The organism is Luteimonas sp. A478 (assembly GCF_054052025.1).
Genome location: NZ_JBSVRF010000003.1, coordinates 36050 through 51441 on the forward strand (window position 1 = coordinate 36050; position 15392 = coordinate 51441).

At 68.2% G+C, this 15392-nt stretch carries 13 protein-coding genes; 5 read left to right on the top strand and 8 right to left on the bottom strand.

Annotated features, from left to right (window positions below):
• Nucleotides 1-2232, bottom strand: a complete 2232-nt coding sequence (locus ACW7G3_RS06680; protein WP_456981885.1) for a primosomal protein N' — start codon at nucleotides 2230-2232, stop codon at nucleotides 1-3.
• A gap of 1284 nt (nucleotides 2233-3516) precedes the next feature.
• Between ACW7G3_RS06680 and ACW7G3_RS06685 the strand changes: the two genes are divergently transcribed.
• Genes ACW7G3_RS06685 through sppA form a run of 4 tightly spaced genes read left to right on the top strand, consistent with a single transcriptional unit; the run spans nucleotide 3517 to nucleotide 8459 of the window.
• Nucleotides 3517-4488 carry a hypothetical protein gene (locus tag ACW7G3_RS06685; RefSeq protein WP_456981887.1) on the top strand — a complete coding sequence of 324 codons (972 nt, stop codon included), beginning with the start codon at nucleotides 3517-3519 and terminating at the stop codon, nucleotides 4486-4488.
• A 7-nt stretch (nucleotides 4489-4495) separates the two neighbouring features.
• Complete coding sequence (locus ACW7G3_RS06690; protein WP_456981889.1) at nucleotides 4496-5116, top strand: DUF3106 domain-containing protein; 621 nt, start codon at nucleotides 4496-4498, stop codon at nucleotides 5114-5116.
• Nucleotides 5117-5124: 8 nt separating this feature from the next.
• The gene (locus ACW7G3_RS06695; RefSeq protein ID WP_456981891.1) at nucleotides 5125-6528 is read left to right on the top strand and encodes an MATE family efflux transporter; all 1404 of its coding nucleotides are present in this window, start codon (nucleotides 5125-5127) and stop codon (nucleotides 6526-6528) included.
• A 38-nt stretch (nucleotides 6529-6566) separates the two neighbouring features.
• Nucleotides 6567-8459 carry a signal peptide peptidase SppA gene (sppA, locus tag ACW7G3_RS06700; protein WP_456981893.1) on the top strand — a complete coding sequence of 631 codons (1893 nt, stop codon included), beginning with the start codon at nucleotides 6567-6569 and terminating at the stop codon, nucleotides 8457-8459.
• Nucleotides 8460-8519: 60 nt separating this feature from the next.
• Here sppA and ACW7G3_RS06705 read toward each other — a convergent pair whose 3' ends face one another.
• Complete coding sequence (locus tag ACW7G3_RS06705; RefSeq protein WP_456981895.1) at nucleotides 8520-8744, bottom strand: hypothetical protein; 225 nt, start codon at nucleotides 8742-8744, stop codon at nucleotides 8520-8522.
• Between the two features lie 63 nt (nucleotides 8745-8807).
• Between ACW7G3_RS06705 and ACW7G3_RS06710 the strand changes: the two genes are divergently transcribed.
• Nucleotides 8808-9584, top strand: a complete 777-nt coding sequence (locus ACW7G3_RS06710) for an SDR family oxidoreductase (RefSeq protein WP_456976382.1) — start codon at nucleotides 8808-8810, stop codon at nucleotides 9582-9584.
• Between the two features lie 36 nt (nucleotides 9585-9620).
• Here the strand turns inward: ACW7G3_RS06710 and ACW7G3_RS06715 are convergent, their stop codons facing one another.
• The 6 genes from ACW7G3_RS06715 to ACW7G3_RS06740 form a co-directional block, all read right to left on the bottom strand.
• Nucleotides 9621-10067, bottom strand: coding sequence for a universal stress protein (locus ACW7G3_RS06715; RefSeq protein WP_456981897.1), 447 nt, complete (start codon nucleotides 10065-10067; stop codon nucleotides 9621-9623).
• Between the two features lie 73 nt (nucleotides 10068-10140).
• Nucleotides 10141-10587 carry a universal stress protein gene (locus ACW7G3_RS06720; RefSeq protein WP_456981899.1) on the bottom strand — a complete coding sequence of 149 codons (447 nt, stop codon included), beginning with the start codon at nucleotides 10585-10587 and terminating at the stop codon, nucleotides 10141-10143.
• A gap of 91 nt (nucleotides 10588-10678) precedes the next feature.
• Nucleotides 10679-11287, bottom strand: a complete 609-nt coding sequence (locus ACW7G3_RS06725; protein WP_456981900.1) for a DUF4124 domain-containing protein — start codon at nucleotides 11285-11287, stop codon at nucleotides 10679-10681.
• Nucleotides 11284-12045, bottom strand: a complete 762-nt coding sequence (locus tag ACW7G3_RS06730) for a hypothetical protein (protein ID WP_456981902.1) — start codon at nucleotides 12043-12045, stop codon at nucleotides 11284-11286. Before ACW7G3_RS06730 ends, ACW7G3_RS06725 begins: the two co-directional genes overlap by 4 nt.
• A 120-nt stretch (nucleotides 12046-12165) precedes the next feature.
• On the bottom strand, nucleotides 12166-12732 hold the full coding sequence (locus ACW7G3_RS06735) for a Sua5/YciO/YrdC/YwlC family protein (protein ID WP_456976392.1): 567 nt from the start codon (nucleotides 12730-12732) through the stop codon (nucleotides 12166-12168).
• Nucleotides 12733-12771: 39 nt separating this feature from the next.
• Nucleotides 12772-15300, bottom strand: a complete 2529-nt coding sequence (locus ACW7G3_RS06740) for a DNA topoisomerase I (protein WP_456981903.1) — start codon at nucleotides 15298-15300, stop codon at nucleotides 12772-12774.
• Between the last annotated feature and the right edge of the window lie 92 nt (nucleotides 15301-15392).

The window sequence follows — 15392 nt, forward strand, 5'->3', positions numbered from 1 at the left end:
TCAGTAGAGGTCGATCGGATCCACATCCAGGGACCAACGCACCTTGCGTGCTTCGGGCAATGCATGGAGTTCCGGAACCACGGCGCGTAGTGCCGAGTGCAGGGGCGCGCGCTGCGGGGCGGAGAGCAGCAGCTGGGCACGGTACTGGCCCGCGCGACGGGCCATTGGGGCCGGCATCGGACCGTTGATCTCCACGCCGGGTGCAGTTGGCCCGGTGCCGCTCTGGCCTTGCCAGGCGGCCACGGCGCGCCGGGCCGCGTGCAGGAAGGCCATCGGTGGCTCGGCGTGCTTGGACTCGGCACGCAGCATGGCCAGGTGCGCGAACGGCGGGAAACCGGCCGCTTCGCGCTGCTCCAGCTCGGTTTCGGCGAAAGCGTGATAGCCACCGTGGATCAGGGTATCCAGCAGCGGATGATCGGGATGGTGGGTCTGCAGCACCACTTCGCCAGCCCGCTCCGCGCGCCCGGCGCGGCCAGCCACCTGGATCAACAGCTGGGCGAGCTTTTCCGAAGCGCGAAAATCCGCCGAGAACAGGCCCTCGTCGATGCCGACCACCGTCACCAGGGTCAGGCCGGCCAGATCGTGCCCCTTGGCCAGCATCTGGGTGCCGACCAGGATGCCGGGGCGGTCGCCCAGCTCGGCGAACAGGCGCTCCAGCGCGTCGCGCCGACGTGTGCTGCCGCGGTCGATGCGCAGCACCGGGTGATCGGGATAACGCTGGATCAGCAACTCCTCCAGTCGTTCGGTGCCGATCCCCTGCGGTTGCAGGCCGAGTCCTGCGCAGTCCGGACAGGCCAGCGGGGCCGGGCGACGGTGGCCGCAGTGGTGGCACTGCAGCCGGCGGCCGTGCGCGTGCACGGTCATCGGCCGGTTCTGATCGGGGCTGGAGCAGCGCGGGCAGCCGGCGCTCCAGCCGCAGTCGTGGCACATCAGCACGGGGGCATAGCCGCGCCGGTTGCGGAACACCAGCACCTGGCCGCCGACGGCCAGCGCCCGGTCCACCGCTTCCAGCAGTTCGGCCGACATGCCCGCCTCCAGCGGCCGCTTGCGCACGTCCAGCACCCGCACCGGCGGGGGCCGGCCGCTGCCCGCGCGCCGGCTCAGTCGCAGGTGCACGTAGCGGCCGCTGCGCGCGTTGTGCAGGGTTTCCAGCGAAGGGGTGGCGCTGCCCAGCACGATGGGCACGGCCAGCGCCTTGGCGCGCACCAGGGCGAAATCGCGGGCGTGGTAGCGGAACCCGTCCTGCTGCTTGTAGCTGCCGTCGTGCTCCTCGTCGATCACGATCAGCCCGGCCTGCGGCAGCGGCGTGAATACCGCCGAGCGGGTGCCTACGATCACCCGCGCCTCGCCGCGCCAGGCGGCGGCCCACACCCGCGCCCGTTCGGCATCGCTCAACCCCGAATGGCTGGCGTGCACCGGCACGCCCAGGCGCGCGCGGAAGCGCCCGAGCAGCTGCGGGGTCAGCCCGATCTCTGGAACCAGCACCAAGGCCTGGCGACCGCGTGCCAGGCAGTCGGAGATGGCCTGCAGGTACACCTCGGTCTTGCCGCTGCCGGTCACCCCGTCCAGCAGCAATGGCACGAAGCCCGCCGCGCTGGCCTGGATGGCGGCGATCGCCTCGGCCTGCTCGGAGTTGGGCTCCGGTCCAGGCTGCGGATCCGGGGCCAGCTGCGAGGCGGGAATGGCAATGCGTTCGGCCAGGCCCCGTTCGGACAGGGTGCGGGCCGCAGGGCGCCAGCCGGGTAGCAGGTCGTCAAGCGCGGTTTCATTGCGCGTGCTGCTTTCCAGCAGCTCGGCGAGACGGCGCGGGCGGCCCTGGCGCATGCCGGGCACGCCCGAAGCCCCGGCTTCGGTCAGCCGCCAGGCCCACTCGTGGGTGTCGGGCAGCGGCTCGCCACGGCGCAGGGTGGCCGGCAGGGCGGTGGCCAGTACCTCGCCGGCCGGTGCATGGGTGTAGCGCGCGAGCCAGCGGGTGGAGGCGTGCAGCTCACCGGCCAGCAGCGGGTCCGGCTCCAACCAGGCCAGGGCTTGGCGCAGCCCCTTGGCGTCGATGTCGGCCGGCCCGCTTCCCTCAACGATCCCCACCAGCTCACGCTGTCCAAACGGCACCCGTATCCGCCGGCCCACGTCCTGCGGCGACGCGGCATGGCCGTCGGGCGGCAGGTAGTCGAACAGGCGCGGGAGCGGAACCGGCAGGGCAACCTGCAGAACGGTCAGAAGGGTGGAGGGCATGGATGCAAGTCTAGGGGCTGTGCCGCCCGGGGAGAGCGCTGCGCGTGAGCGGGACGGATTTGCAGCCGGGGGTTTTTTTGCGTTCAGCCACTTTTCATCTGCAAGTGCCGGTCGGCAAAGGAGATTTTTCGTTATCCACATCTGCTGTGGATAAGTCTGTGCATGGGTGTCCGGTTGCGCTCGTTTGGGCCAGTACCCATGCGGCTTTGCTGAACTTGGCCAAAAATTCGCCAGCCCCTCTTTTCTATTGGAATTCAATGGCTTGGCCGTGAAACATTCCCGCAACATTGGGCCGAGCTCCCAGCCCGATCGGGTAGATGACGGTTTCGTGATTCCTGTGCACAACCGGTTTTGTCAAGTCCTGGAATGGTCGGTGACGGACCTTCCCGACCGGCGAACCCAAGATGTCGTTTTGTGTGGTCCACAGGCCTGGGCATGAGCGAGTGACCTCCCCAAGGGACCCGGGGTCGAGCGTCAAATCCCTGCTCGAGCCCTTTTTCCTGCAAGTGCTTGCCGGCAAAGGGGATTTGCCCTTATCCACATTTCTTGTGGATAAGTCTGTGCATGGGTGGTCGCTTCGTATCGTTTGGGCCTTCATTCATGCGGCTTTGCTGAACTTGGTGAAAAATGAGCCACCGCATGCTTCCCGTTTGAATTCAATGGCTTGGCCGTGAAACATTCCTGCAGCCTGGATCCGCGCCGGAAGTCCGTTCGGGTTGGTGATGACGGCGTGAGTGCTGTGCACAACCGGTTTTTGTCAAGCCTGGAAGCAAGCGTTCGTTCCTGGGGCGCGTTGGTCCGGCACGCCACCGGCGGATCCGAGGCGGATCCGGCATCCGCAGCGAGTGACAGGGAAGCGCATACGTGGGGGAGAGGTTGAGTTGCAGGCCAAACCTGTGAACCCCCTCACGTTTCAGCTGCAAGTGCGCGACGGCAAAGGGGATTCTCTCGTTATCCACACGGCCTGTGGATAAGTCTGTGCATGGTTGCCCACTTTCGGTCATTTGGGCCTTCACACATGCCGCTTTCCTGAACTTGGCGCAAAATTCGCCATGCGCTGTTTTACCTTTAAAATCAACCAGTTGGCCGTGAAACATTTCCGCAACATCGAGTGAAGGCGGCTCCTGTGGCGTGGTTGTCGGGTTTTCGCAGCCGCTGTGCACAACATTTTTCGCAGGGGCGGCGGGAGGGAGCGCCCAGCGGTTAAAAGTCAAGCCACCGCCGTGGGCGCGCCACAGCTATGATGCGCGTGCTGATGAACCCGATCCGATGCCCGTCCCGCCCGTGAAAGAACCAGCCGCGGTCTCCCCCGCCTTGTCCGCGTTCCTGCGTGGCGTTGAACGCCGGGCGGCGGTGTTCGCGCATCTGCAGGCTGGCGACCAGGCTGCCGGGACGGCGGCGCTTGCCGAGACAATGGCCGCTTTTCGCGCTGTAGCTGCCCGAACCGCTTTTGGCGACTGGCCGCGGCGGTTCTGGACAATGCTGTTGGCAGTCCCGCAGCTGCGCGAGGCTGAGACCGGCGGGCGCTGGCCCGGTGAGTTCCAGGCCCTTGCCCAGGCCGGTCGCGGGCCGCGGGCGGCGCTGCTGCTGCGGCTGGTCGCGCACGTTTCCGAAGCGGACGCCGCTGCTGCGCTGGGAGTTGCCCGGCCCACGTACCGCATGGCATTGCGACGGGCGCTGCCCAGGAGCGAGGACGGTCGCGGCGATGACCTTGCCTGGCAGGAACTGGGCGCAGCTGCGCAGCAGGCGGTGCGGGATATTTCTCCGCAGCGGCTGGAAGAACTGGCACAGCTGCGGGAAGCCGCGCTGCAGGGTGTGGAGTGGGCGCCGGCACCGCCGCCCCGCGATGCCGCTTCGCAGCGGGAACGTCCGCAGCCGGAGCGCGCGCGCTGGCTGTGGCCGGCACTGGCTCTGGTCGTGGTGGCCACCCTGGTTGCTGTAGCCGCGGTCCCCCGGCTGGCGGGCCAGGCGGGCGGGCGTGACGGTGGTCCGGACCGCATCCTCAGTGAAGCGCTTGCGCCCGGGGCCAAGCCGGGTGGCGCCCTGGAAGGGGATCTGGCGCTGCTGACCCACCCGGATTTCGAACTCCTGGCCGACGAGCCTCAGGACGCAGCCATGCGCGCCCCGGCCTTCCATGCCTGGCTGGTGCACCAGATCGAAGGGTTGCCGCAGGACGATGTGGTGCGCGAGCAGCGGGAAGAAACGCCAGCCGACGTCGAAGGCGCCGGCGAAGAAGGGTTCAATGATGTGCCCTGACCGGCCAATGCGTGCAGCGGTCCTGCTGCTGTCCGTGCTGCTGTTGGCCCCGGCGGCGTTGGCTCTGCCGCCGGCTTTGCAGAAATACGGCCAGAGGCTGCCTGCCCCCGAACGTGAGCAACTGGCCCGGCGCCACGCGCAGCTGCAGGCCATGCCACCAGCGGCCCGCAATGCGCTGCGCGAGCGCGCCGAACACTGGAATGCGCTGCCGCGGGCTGAGCGTCGGGCGCGACGCGACGCCTGGCAGGCGTGGAACCGGTTGCCCGCCGCGGCCCAGGCCAAGCTGCGTGCCGCGGCAGCGGCCTACGCGGCCCTGCCGGAAGAGCGCCAACAGGCGCTGACCGACGCCTTTGCCGCATTGGATAGCTTCGAGCGCAACGGCTGGGCACTGGGCCCGGACGTGGGGCCGGACTGGCCGCTGCTGCATCCGTTGTTCGCACTGGTTCCGCTGCCGCAGCAGGAGGAACTGCTGGCGGTGCTGCTGTCGATGGATGAGCGCGAACGCCAGGACCTGGGCGTGCTGGCCCAGCGTACGCCGCCCGGAGAGCGCGAGGAGCTGCGCCGCGTGCTGCTGACCACGCCGGCGGAGAACCGCGGCCCGTGGCTGCGGCAGATGGTCGGCCCCTAGTCCGGGTCATGCCTACGTATTCCCCTCCTGCGCCGCGCTTCGGCCGCGAACTGCGCACCACCGCCGTGCTTGCCGGTCCGCTGATGGTTGGCCATGTGGCCACCGGCCTGATCGGTCTGGTCGACAGCCTGATTGCCGGGCGCCACGGCACGGCGACCCTGGCCGCGGTTTCGGTGGGCACGGCCATGTTCTGGCTGCCGCTGATGATTCCGATGGGCACGCTGATGGCGCTGCCGCCTACGGTGTCGCAGCTGGACGGCAGCGGTCGCCGGGGGGAAATCGGCGCGGTGTTCCGCCAGGCGATGTGGCTGTCGGTGATCCTCGGCGCGCTGTTGTTCGGCCTGCTGACGGTGGGAGTGCACGCGCTGGAGCCGATGGGCATCGCCGAGGAAATCCGGCCGGGGGCGGTTGCGTTCCTGCGCGGTATCCGTTGGGGCGTGCCGGCGCTGGCCCTGTACTACTGCATGCGCTACCTCAGCGACGGGCTGCATTGGACCCTGCCCACCATGGTGTTCGGGTTCGGTGGCCTGCTGCTGCTGATCCCCACCGGCTTCCTGCTGACCTTTGGAGGCTGGGGCGTGCCGGAGATGGGGGCGGGCGGGCTTGGCTGGGCCTCGGCGATCGTGCTGTGGGCGCAGGCCATCAGCTTCTTCCTGTACCTCGTGTTCTCACCCCGGTTCGCATCGCTGCGGCTGTTCGAGCGCTTCGACCCGCCTGACCGCAAGCACATTGGTGAACTGCTGCGGGTGGGCCTGCCGATCGGGATCACGGTGGCGATGGAGGGCGGGCTGTTCGTGGCCACTTCGCTGCTGATCGGGCGGCTGGGGCAGATCGAGGCCGCGGCCCACCAGATTGCGATCAACCTGTCCGGGCTGTGCTTCATGGTCCCGTTTGCGGTGGCCGAGGCCACCACGGTGCGGGTGGGCCACGCGTTCGGCAGCGGCCTGGGCCGGGAGGGAGTGCGCCGCGCCGCCCTCGCCGGACTGGCGGTGGTGCTGGTTACCCAGACCTTCAGCGCGATCGTGCTGCTGACCGGAAGCAGCCTGCTGGCGGGCCTGTACACCAATGACGCCAGTGTGGCGGCGCTGGGCGCGTCGCTGCTGCTGCTGGCCGCGGTCTACCAGTTTCCCGACGGCATCCAGGTGCTCTCCGCCGGCGCCCTGCGCGGGCTCAAGGACACCCGGGTGCCGATGCTGCTGGCGGCGATCTCCTACTGGGCGGTCGGCATGGCGGTGGGGGCATGGCTTGGGCTGGGCCTGGGCTGGGGGCCACGGGGCATGTGGATCGGCCTGATCGCCGGCCTGAGCATGGCCGCGGTGCTGCTCGGGACCCGCTTCCTGCACCGCAGCGCACGTATCCCACCGCAGGCAGGGTTACCTCCGACGCATGATTCCAAGCCGGGCGCAGGCTAAGCTGTCACCAGCTTCCGTCGCCTCCAGAGTCAAACGATATGAACGAACCTCGCCGCCGCGGGCCTATCGCGCGCGTATTAGTGGGCGTGTGGGACGCCATGAACTTCACCCGGCGCCTGATCTTCAACCTGATCTTCTTCGCCCTGCTGTTCATGGTGCTGGCGATCCTGGCCTCAGGCGACAAGACCGCGCCGCTGATGGACCGCACCACGCTGGTGATCGCACCCCAGGGGGCGATCGTGGAGCAGTACAGCGTCGATCCGGCATCGCGCGCGCTGGCGCGGCTGATGGGTGACTCCAGCAATGTCCAGGTGCAGCTGCGCGACATCCTGCGGGCGATCGAGGCGGCCCGCGAAGACGAGCGCATCGAGCGGGTGTACCTGGACCTGGACGGACTGCAGGGCGCGGGTATCGCCACCCTGCGCGAGGTCGCTGCCGCGCTGCGCGGTCTGCGCGACTCGGGCAAGCAGGTCATCGCCTACGGCACCGCCTACAGCCAGGGCGGCTACCTGCTGGCCGCGCAGGCCGACGAGGTCTATACCGACCCGATGGGCGGCATGGTGATGCTGGAAGGCTTCGCCAGCTACGGTCCGTACTTTGGTGAGGCGCTGCAGGACAAGCTCAGCGTGGACATCCACGTATTCAAGGTGGGCGAGTTCAAGTCGGCGGTGGAGCCCTTCATCCTCAATGCCGCCTCGCCGGAGGCCAAGCAGGCCGATCTGTACTGGCTCAGCGACCTGTGGCAGCGCCACCTGGCGGATATTGCCGCCGCGCGCGGACTCAGCGCAGGCCAGCTGGAAGCGGGCATTGACGGTATGGCTGACGGGGTGGCCGCGCTGGGCGGCGACTTCGCCCGATACGCCGAGCAGCAGGGTCTGGTGGATGGATTGCTGACCCGGCAGCAGGTGGAGCAGCTGTTGACCGAGCGCGGGGTGGCCGACGACGACGCGCAGGGCGGGTTCCGCAACGTGTCGCTGGAAGATTACCTTGCCCACGTGGATCGCGATGCCCCGCGCCTCAGCCCGCTCCAATCGCAGGTGGCGGTGGTGGTGGCCGAAGGCGGCATCAGCGACGGCGAGCGCCCGCCGGGCAGCATCGGCGGTGAATCCACCGCGGCGCTGCTGCGTGAAGCGCTGGAAGACGAACACATCAAGTCGGTGGTGCTGCGGGTCAACTCTCCCGGCGGCTCGGCCTATGCCTCCGAACAGATCAACCGCGAGATCCAGGCGCTCACCGCCGCCGGCAAGCCGGTCGTGGTGTCGATGGGTTCGGTGGCCGCATCCGGTGGCTACTGGATCAGCATGAACGCGGACCGCATCTATGCCGATCCGTCCACCATCACCGGATCCATCGGCGTGTTCGGCATGCTGCCCAACTTCACCCGCAGCCTGGACCGGATCGGCATCCACACCGACGGCGTGGGCACCACTGCGCTGGCGGGTGCGTTTGATCCGACCCGTCCGCTGGAGCCCGACGTGGGCCGTCTGATCCAGTCCAGCGTGGAGAAGATCTACACCGACTTCGTGGGCAAGGTGGCGGCCGGGCGCGATACCACTCCCGAGGCGATCGACGCGGTGGCCCGCGGCCGGGTATGGAGCGGTTCGCAGGCGCTGGATCGCGGCCTGGTCGACGAACTGGGAAGCCTGGGTGATGCCCTGGCCGAAGCGGCGCGACTGGCGGAGCTGGAAGAGGGCGACTACCGAGTGCGTTACGTGGAGAAGGCGCCGTCGGCCTTCGCCCAGTTCCTGGAGGGCATGTCCTCCACGCGGGTGGGTGCCATGCTGCTGGGTGACAGCGCGCTGGCGCGCTCGCTGATGGTGAAGGCGGTGCCGGAGCTGGAGCGGCACATGCAGGTGTTCGAGAATGCCCTGGCCAACAGTCGCGGGCCGGCGGGCATCACCATGTCGTACTGCTTCTGCGAAATGCGCTGATTTACTGACACCACAGGAACATACGGCCACCGGGCGACCGGTGGCCGTTTTCTTTTCCGGCTACAGGCCAGCCGCGTCGATCTGCCTGCGCTGGCTGTCGGCGGCCTGGTGCAGCGTGTCTTCCACCGTGTGGGCTTTATCCAATGGCGCCTGGATCGCGTCGCGCAGCGCAGTGGCCTGCGGTTCCGGTGGCTCGTCGATCGGGGGGGCTTCCGGCGGAGGTGAGCAGGCTGCCGACAGCAGCACCGCTGCCGCGGCCAGCAACCGGGCGAGGGTCCGGGTCATGATCCGCTCCTGTTCGGGTCAACAGTTATCCTACGACCTCATTTCAGTCGGGGTAGTGAAGAGATGGATCCGCAGCGCTGGCGCCTGGATGGGCAGCTTGCATTGGTCACCGGCGGCAGCGCCGGTATCGGCCGCGCGATTGCGCGGGAACTGCTGGGCTTCGGCGCCCGGGTGGTGATCGTGGCGCGCGATGGCAACGCGCTTGAGCTGGCGCGCGATGAGCTGCTGGACGAGTTCCCGCAGGGCGAGGTGCAGGCATTGATCGGCGACGTGGCCGACGATGAGCAGCGCCGCGAGATCCTGGACTGGGTGGAGGACCAGGGCGAAGGGCTCAACATCCTGGTCAACAACGCCGGCGGCAACCGGTCGCGGCGGGCCACCGAGTATGCCGAGGACGAGTGGCGGGAGATCTTCGAGGTCAACCTGTTCAGCGCCTTCGAGCTGTCGCGCTACGCCTTTCCATTGCTGACCCAGCACCCGGGCTCGTGCATCGTCAACGTGGGCAGCGTCGCCGGCCTGACTCATGTCCGCACCGGTGCACCCTACGGCATGAGCAAGGCCGCGCTGCACCAGATGACCCGCAACCTGGCGGTGGAGTGGGCTGCGGAAGGCGTGCGGGTGAACGCGGTGGCGCCCTGGTATATCCGCACCCGGCGCACATCAGGCGCACTGGCGGACCCTGATTACCTGGACGAGGTGCTGCTGAGCACTCCAATGGACCGGATCGGCGAGCCGGAGGAAGTGGCCGCCGCGGTGGCATTCCTGTGCCTGCCGGCATCCAGCTACGTCACCGGCGAGTGCATCGCGGTGGACGGCGGTTTCCTGCGCTACGGGTTCTGACACGCACCGGAGCCGCCTTGCAGCGGCCGCGGCGGCTCAGCTCGCGGGACGCAGCACCAGGACCGGGAGCCGGGAGTGGGTGAGGACCTTCTGGGTGACGCTGCCCAGCAGCAGGGCGTTGACGCCGCGCCGACCATGCGAGGCCATGGCGATCAGGTCGCACTCGCGGGTGGTGGCGGTGCTGATGATGGCCTGGTCGGGGTGTTCGCTGCCGACCAGCTTCATCTGCGCATCCACGCCCCTGGCCCGGGCTTTGTCCATGGCGCTGTCAAGAATGGCGTGCGCGGCCTGCCGGGCGTGCTTCTCGTAACGTTCGCGGGTCTCCCCGAAGTGTTCCGGCTCGGCGGCGAAGGTGTAGAACGGCTCCACCACGGTCAGGATGGTGACCCGTGCGCCGAGGCTGGTGGCGAGTTCAAGGCCCTGTTCGACCGCGTGACTGGACAGCGGTGAACCGTCGGTCGGAAGCAGCAGGTGACGGTACATCAGATCTCTCCGAAGGGTGCGGCGACAGGCGCCGGCGGGACATGGCATCAGGACAGGACGTCAAACCAGGGCGTCAGGCTTTGTGGCGGATCACCAGCACCGGGATGGTGGAGTGGGTCAGGACCTTCTGGGTTTCGCTTCCCATCAGCAGGGCGCTGACACCGCGACGTCCGTGCGAGGCCATCACGATCAGGTCGCAGCCGGCGTCGTCCGCGGTCTGGATGATGGTGGTGTGCGGATGTTCGCCGCGGCCCAGGAGTGTGTTGGCCTCGACGCCGGCGGCGCGGGCCCTGTCCGCGGCGGCCTGCAGCAGCCGGTTGGCATTTTGCTGCGCGCTTTTCTCGTAGTTCTCAAGCACATCGGCCATGAGTTCCGCGGACAGGTTGAACGCCTGAAACGGCTCGACCACGGTCAAGATGGTGACCGCGGCCCCGAGCTTGGCGGCCAGGGCCACGCCGTGGTCGATGGCATGGTTGGACAGCGCCGAGCCGTCGGTGGGCAGCAGAAGATGCGTGTACATGAACGGGTACTCCAGCCGGGCACTCAGGGTACGACAGACGCTGTGCCTGCGCACGATATCGCTGCAGGCCTGGTTCCTCAGCCAGCCCTGCTCAGTCGTCGGCAGCGCAGGTGCTTGCGGCGTAGATGGCGGAAAGCTGCTCGTACTCGGAGCGCAGGGCCCGCGAGTCGCGCCGGTCGGTGGAAAACTGCCAGCGGAATTCGGTTTCCCGCAGCCGGGTTTCCCAGGCCTGGCACAGGGCTTCATCGGGCACGGGATCGCATTCGTCCCGCACCCGTTCGCAGGCCATGCCGGCCCCGATGCCGGGAACGCCGCCGATGCCGACGGTTTCCATCGGCCGGCAGTTTGTTTCGGGTTCTTCGCTCTCCTGCAGGTAGCGGGTGTTGTCGTAACGGGTGCAGTGGAACAGCGCCGGGGGCGGCCCGCGTTCAACCAGCTCCTCCGGTGCAGCGGCGGATGCGGCGTGCAGTTGCGGCAGCGCGGTCGGCTTCAGGGTGCGGGGTTGCACATGCGGCGGCTGCAGCGTCACCGGTGGCGGAACGTCCACGATCCGGATGCGTTGCGGCTGGCCTTCGGGGCAAGGGGAGTTCTGGACGGTGATGGTGCCGTCCGGCTCAGTGCATTGGTAGATGGTCGCTGGAGCGGCCGCGGCGGAGGACGCCGCCAGCAGCGCCGCCAGCAGCAATAAGGCCCGGCTCATTGAATGCCGCAGTCCTGGTTGAGACGTGCGGTGATGTCACGGTCTTCTTCCCTCAGCGCGGCGCGCTCGGTCGGCTGGGCGTTGAAGATGCGCCGGCGGATCTCCGTGCGACGGCTGCCCAGCAGGGTGCACACCTGGTTCTGGGGCAGTGGATGGCATGTATCGCGGATCCAGCCGTCGCTGCCGCCGGTACCGTAGAAGGGATGGCCATGCCGGGGCGGCCGCGGACGCGGCGGCGGGGCAGTGCCGGGCCGGGGGGCAGGTGCGGTCAGGCTGGGGCCGGGGGAGGTGCTCATTCCAGGCGAGGCGATGCCGGCAGCGCGCCGCTCGCCGGCGCTCCGCGGGCCGGGCGGCACGCCGGGTGCCGGGCCTGCGTGGGGAGCGCCCCAGCCCCAGACGGGTGCGGGGCGCGGATTGCCGTCGCCGTCGTCGCTGAGGTAGCGCTCGCCGTCAGCAGTGACGCACTCGTACATGGGGCGTGCCGGGACGCGCACGATGGTTTCGGCTGGGGTATCAACCGCGGGCGCGGACGAAGCCGCGGTTGGCGGATTGGCCGATGGAGGCGGGGGCGGTGGATCCTGCGGCCGGATCATGGTCCGCACTTGCTGCTCTTCGCCATTGGCGCAGGGGAAGTCCTGCAGGGCAAGCCGCCCCTGCGCGTCGGTGCAGCGGTAGATGAGCACTTCGTCCGGCGCCGGTTCCGCAGCCGGCGCAGCGGCTCCGATGAGGAGCAGGAGCGGCAACATCAGCGTTCGCATGCCCCGATCATGCGCTGTTGTGGCTGCGGGTTAAAGCTGGAGATGCCCGATCAGTGACTTCGTTCAGGTACCGGCGGAAAAAAAGGACTGCCTCCGGTCCCCGGGTGCGCCCCACTGCGCTCAGCGCAGGATGGCGCCGGTCAGCGCATCGCGAATGGCAGTCGGGCTTTCCAGCCCGCCGGTGTCCCCGGCGAGCACCGCGTCCACGCCCGCGCGGATCTGCGCTGACAGTTCGGCCAGGCGTCCAGGCGGGGGAGCCCCGGCCACGTTGGCGCTGGTCGATACGATGGGGCCGCCGAAGGCCGCGCACAGGGCGATGACCGGCGGATGCGCGCTGACCCGGACGGCGACGCCGGCGTGGTCGCCGCGGATCCATGTCGGCACTGCGGCGCTGGCCGGAACAACCCAGGTGTGCGGGCCGGGCCAGCTGGAGGTGACGGCTTTGCGCCGGTCGGCGGGCAGTGCGTCCCAATCGATGAAGGCGTCGATCTGCTGGCGCGTTCCGGCTACCAGGATCAGGCCCTTGCCCACCTCGCGCTGCTTGAGCGCGAGCAGGCGCAGGGTGGCCGCTTCATCCAGCGGATCGCAGCCCAGGCCCCAGACCGCTTCGGTGGGGTGGGCAACGATGCCACCGCCACGCAGGATGGCGGCGGCGGTTTGGGCAGTGGCGGCCTGGCTGGGATGCATGCGGGTTCCGGCCGGGTGGCTGCGCGCGCTGGACGCGCGCTACCAGGGAGCGTCGTCGCCGGTGCTTCCTGCCGCGGGTTCCGTGGCGACGTCTTTCTTGACCGCTTTCTTGGTGGCCTTCTTGGCGGCGACTTTCTTGACGACCTTCTTCGTCGCCTTCTTGGCTGCTTTCTTCGCCGCCTTTTTCACGGCCTTCTTGGTCGCTTTCTTGGCGGCTTTTTTCGCGGCTTTCTTGACCACCTTCTTGGCAGCCTTCTTGCCAAAGGCACGGCGTGCCGGCTTGCCGGTTTCCTCCAGCAGCTTGACCACTTCCTCCAGGGTCAACGAGGCCGGCTCGCGATCCTTGGGGATCTTGCCGTTGAGCTTGCCGTCGCTGATGTACGGACCGTAGCGGCCGTTGAGCACCTGGATGTCGCTGCCCTCGAACTCCTTGATGATCCGGTTGCGGATGATCTCTTCCTTCTCCTCGATCAGCGCCACGGCGTGATCGAAGTCGACGGTATAGGGATCATCTTCCTTCTTGAGCGAGGCATAGGTGGTGCCGCGCTTGGCAAACGGGCCGAAGCGGCCGATGCCCACGCTGACTTCCTCGCCCTTGTGCTCGCCGAGCACCCGCGGCAGCAGGAACAGCTCCAGCGCCTGCTCCAGGGAGATGGTGTGCATCGACTGGCCCGGGCGCAGCGAAGCGAACTTGGGCTTGTCTTCCGCATCCTCGGCGGTGCTGCCGATGGCGGCGTAGGGCCCGTAGCGACCCAGGCGAACGCTGACCGGCTTGCCGGTCTTGGGGTCGGTGCCCAGCTCGCGCGCGCCGGTGGCCTGGCTGCGGTCGACCGATTCCATCTTGTCGTCCACCAGCTCCTTGAACGGGCTCCAGAACTTCTCCAGCAGCGGCACCCACTCTTCTTCGCCGCGGCTGACCGCGTCCAGCTCATCTTCGAGCTTGGCGGTGAAGTCGTAATCCACGTAGCGGGTGAAGTGGTTGGACAGGAACTTGGACACCGCGCGGCCCACATCGGACGGGCGGAAACGGCGGCTCTCCAGCTCCACGTACTGGCGGAACTGCAGGGTCTGGATGATCGAGGCGTAGGTGGAGGGGCGGCCGATGCCGTATTCCTCCAGCGTCTTGACCAGGGAGGCTTCGGTAAAGCGCGGCGGCGGCTCGGTGAAGTGCTGGTTGGCCAGGATGCGTTCCAGCGGAATGCGGTCGCCGGTCTTCATCAGCGGCAGCTTGCGGCCTTCGTCGTCTTCGTCGGCGTTCTTGTTGTCCTTGCCTTCCTCGTACACCGCCAGGAATCCGGCGAACACCACGGTGGTGCCACTGGCGCGGAAGCTGTGCGCACTGCCGGCGGCCAGATCCACCGATACGGTGTTGAGCGTGGCCGGCACCATCTGGCAGGCCACGGCGCGCTTCCAGATCAGCTCGTACAGGCGGCGGCCGTCATCGTCCAGGAATTTGGCCACCTGGGCCGGGGTGCGCAGGGCCGAGCTGGGGCGGATGGCCTCGTGGGCCTCCTGCGCGTTCTTGGCCTTGGTCTTGTAGAAGTTGGGCTTGTCGGGAACCGATTCGGTGCCGAAGTCGCGGGCAATGACGTCGCGGATCTCGCCCAGCGCTTCACCCGAAAGGCTCACCGAGTCGGTACGCATGTAGGTGATCAGGCCGACCGTGCCTTCTTCGCCAATGGCCACGCCCTCGTAGAGCTTCTGCGCCACGCGCATGGTGCGGCTGGTGGTGAAGCCGAGCTTGCGCGAGGCTTCCTGCTGCAGCGTCGAGGTGGTGAACGGCGGCGCGGGCCGGCGCTTGCGCTCCTTGCTGATGACGTCGGTCACCTGCAGGGCGCCGGCGGCGGCCGCGGCGATGCGCTCGCGCGCGGCCTCGGCCGTGTCACCGTCGGTGATGGTGAACTGCCCGAACTTCTCCCCGTCCAGCTTGTTCAGCCGGGCCGAGAAGGGCTGCGAGGGATGGGCGCACTCGGCGGCGATCGACCAGTATTCACGCGAGACGAAGGCTTCGATCTCTTCCTCGCGGTCGACGATCATGCGCAGCGCCGGCGACTGCACCCGGCCAGCCGACAGCCCGCGCTGCACCTTGCGCCACAGCACCGGGGAGAGATTGAAGCCGACCAGGTAATCCAGCGCACGGCGCGCCTGCTGCGCGTCGACCAGGTTGTCGGACACCTCGCGCGGGGACGCCATGGCTTCCTTGATCGCCCGCGGGGTGATCTCGGTAAACACCACGCGGTGCAGCTCCTTGTCCTCAAGCAGGCCGCGCTCGCGCAGGATTTCCACGATGTGCCAGCTGATCGCCTCGCCTTCGCGGTCCGGGTCAGTGGCCAGGTAGATGGTGTCGGCCTTGGCCGCGGCCTTGGCGATCGCCTCCACGTGCTTCTCGTTCTTGTCGATCAGGTCATAGCGCATCCGGAAGCCCTGCTCCGGATCCACCGCTCCCTCCTTGGGCACCAGGTCGCGCACGTGGCCGTAGGAAGCCAGGACATGGAAGTCCTTGCCCAGATACTTGTTGATCGTCCGCGCTTTGGCAGGCGACTCGACGATGAGAAGGTTCTTGGCCATCGATGTCCGTGGTCGGGCGGGGCGCAATTGCAGCGGCCCGCGGGGCAGGTGAAAGAGCGGGCGCCCCAAGTGTTCCGGGGCGTTCAGGGTGC

Excerpts from the sequence above, each read along its gene's own strand:
- ACW7G3_RS06680 (WP_456981885.1), bottom strand. The coding sequence starts at position 2,232 with ATGCCCTCCACCCTTCTGACCGTTCTGCAGGTTGCCCTGCCGGTTCCG.
- ACW7G3_RS06690 (WP_456981889.1), top strand. The coding sequence starts at position 4,496 with ATGCGTGCAGCGGTCCTGCTGCTGTCCGTGCTGCTGTTGGCCCCGGCG.
- ACW7G3_RS06695 (WP_456981891.1), top strand. The coding sequence starts at position 5,125 with ATGCCTACGTATTCCCCTCCTGCGCCGCGCTTCGGCCGCGAACTGCGC.
- sppA (WP_456981893.1), top strand. The coding sequence starts at position 6,567 with ATGAACGAACCTCGCCGCCGCGGGCCTATCGCGCGCGTATTAGTGGGC.
- ACW7G3_RS06705 (WP_456981895.1), bottom strand. The coding sequence starts at position 8,744 with ATGACCCGGACCCTCGCCCGGTTGCTGGCCGCGGCAGCGGTGCTGCTG.
- ACW7G3_RS06710 (WP_456976382.1), top strand. The coding sequence starts at position 8,808 with ATGGATCCGCAGCGCTGGCGCCTGGATGGGCAGCTTGCATTGGTCACC.
- ACW7G3_RS06715 (WP_456981897.1), bottom strand. The coding sequence starts at position 10,067 with ATGTACCGTCACCTGCTGCTTCCGACCGACGGTTCACCGCTGTCCAGT.
- ACW7G3_RS06720 (WP_456981899.1), bottom strand. The coding sequence starts at position 10,587 with ATGTACACGCATCTTCTGCTGCCCACCGACGGCTCGGCGCTGTCCAAC.
- ACW7G3_RS06725 (WP_456981900.1), bottom strand. The coding sequence starts at position 11,287 with ATGAGCCGGGCCTTATTGCTGCTGGCGGCGCTGCTGGCGGCGTCCTCC.
- ACW7G3_RS06730 (WP_456981902.1), bottom strand. The coding sequence starts at position 12,045 with ATGCGAACGCTGATGTTGCCGCTCCTGCTCCTCATCGGAGCCGCTGCG.
- ACW7G3_RS06735 (WP_456976392.1), bottom strand. The coding sequence starts at position 12,732 with ATGCATCCCAGCCAGGCCGCCACTGCCCAAACCGCCGCCGCCATCCTG.
- ACW7G3_RS06740 (WP_456981903.1), bottom strand. The coding sequence starts at position 15,300 with ATGGCCAAGAACCTTCTCATCGTCGAGTCGCCTGCCAAAGCGCGGACG.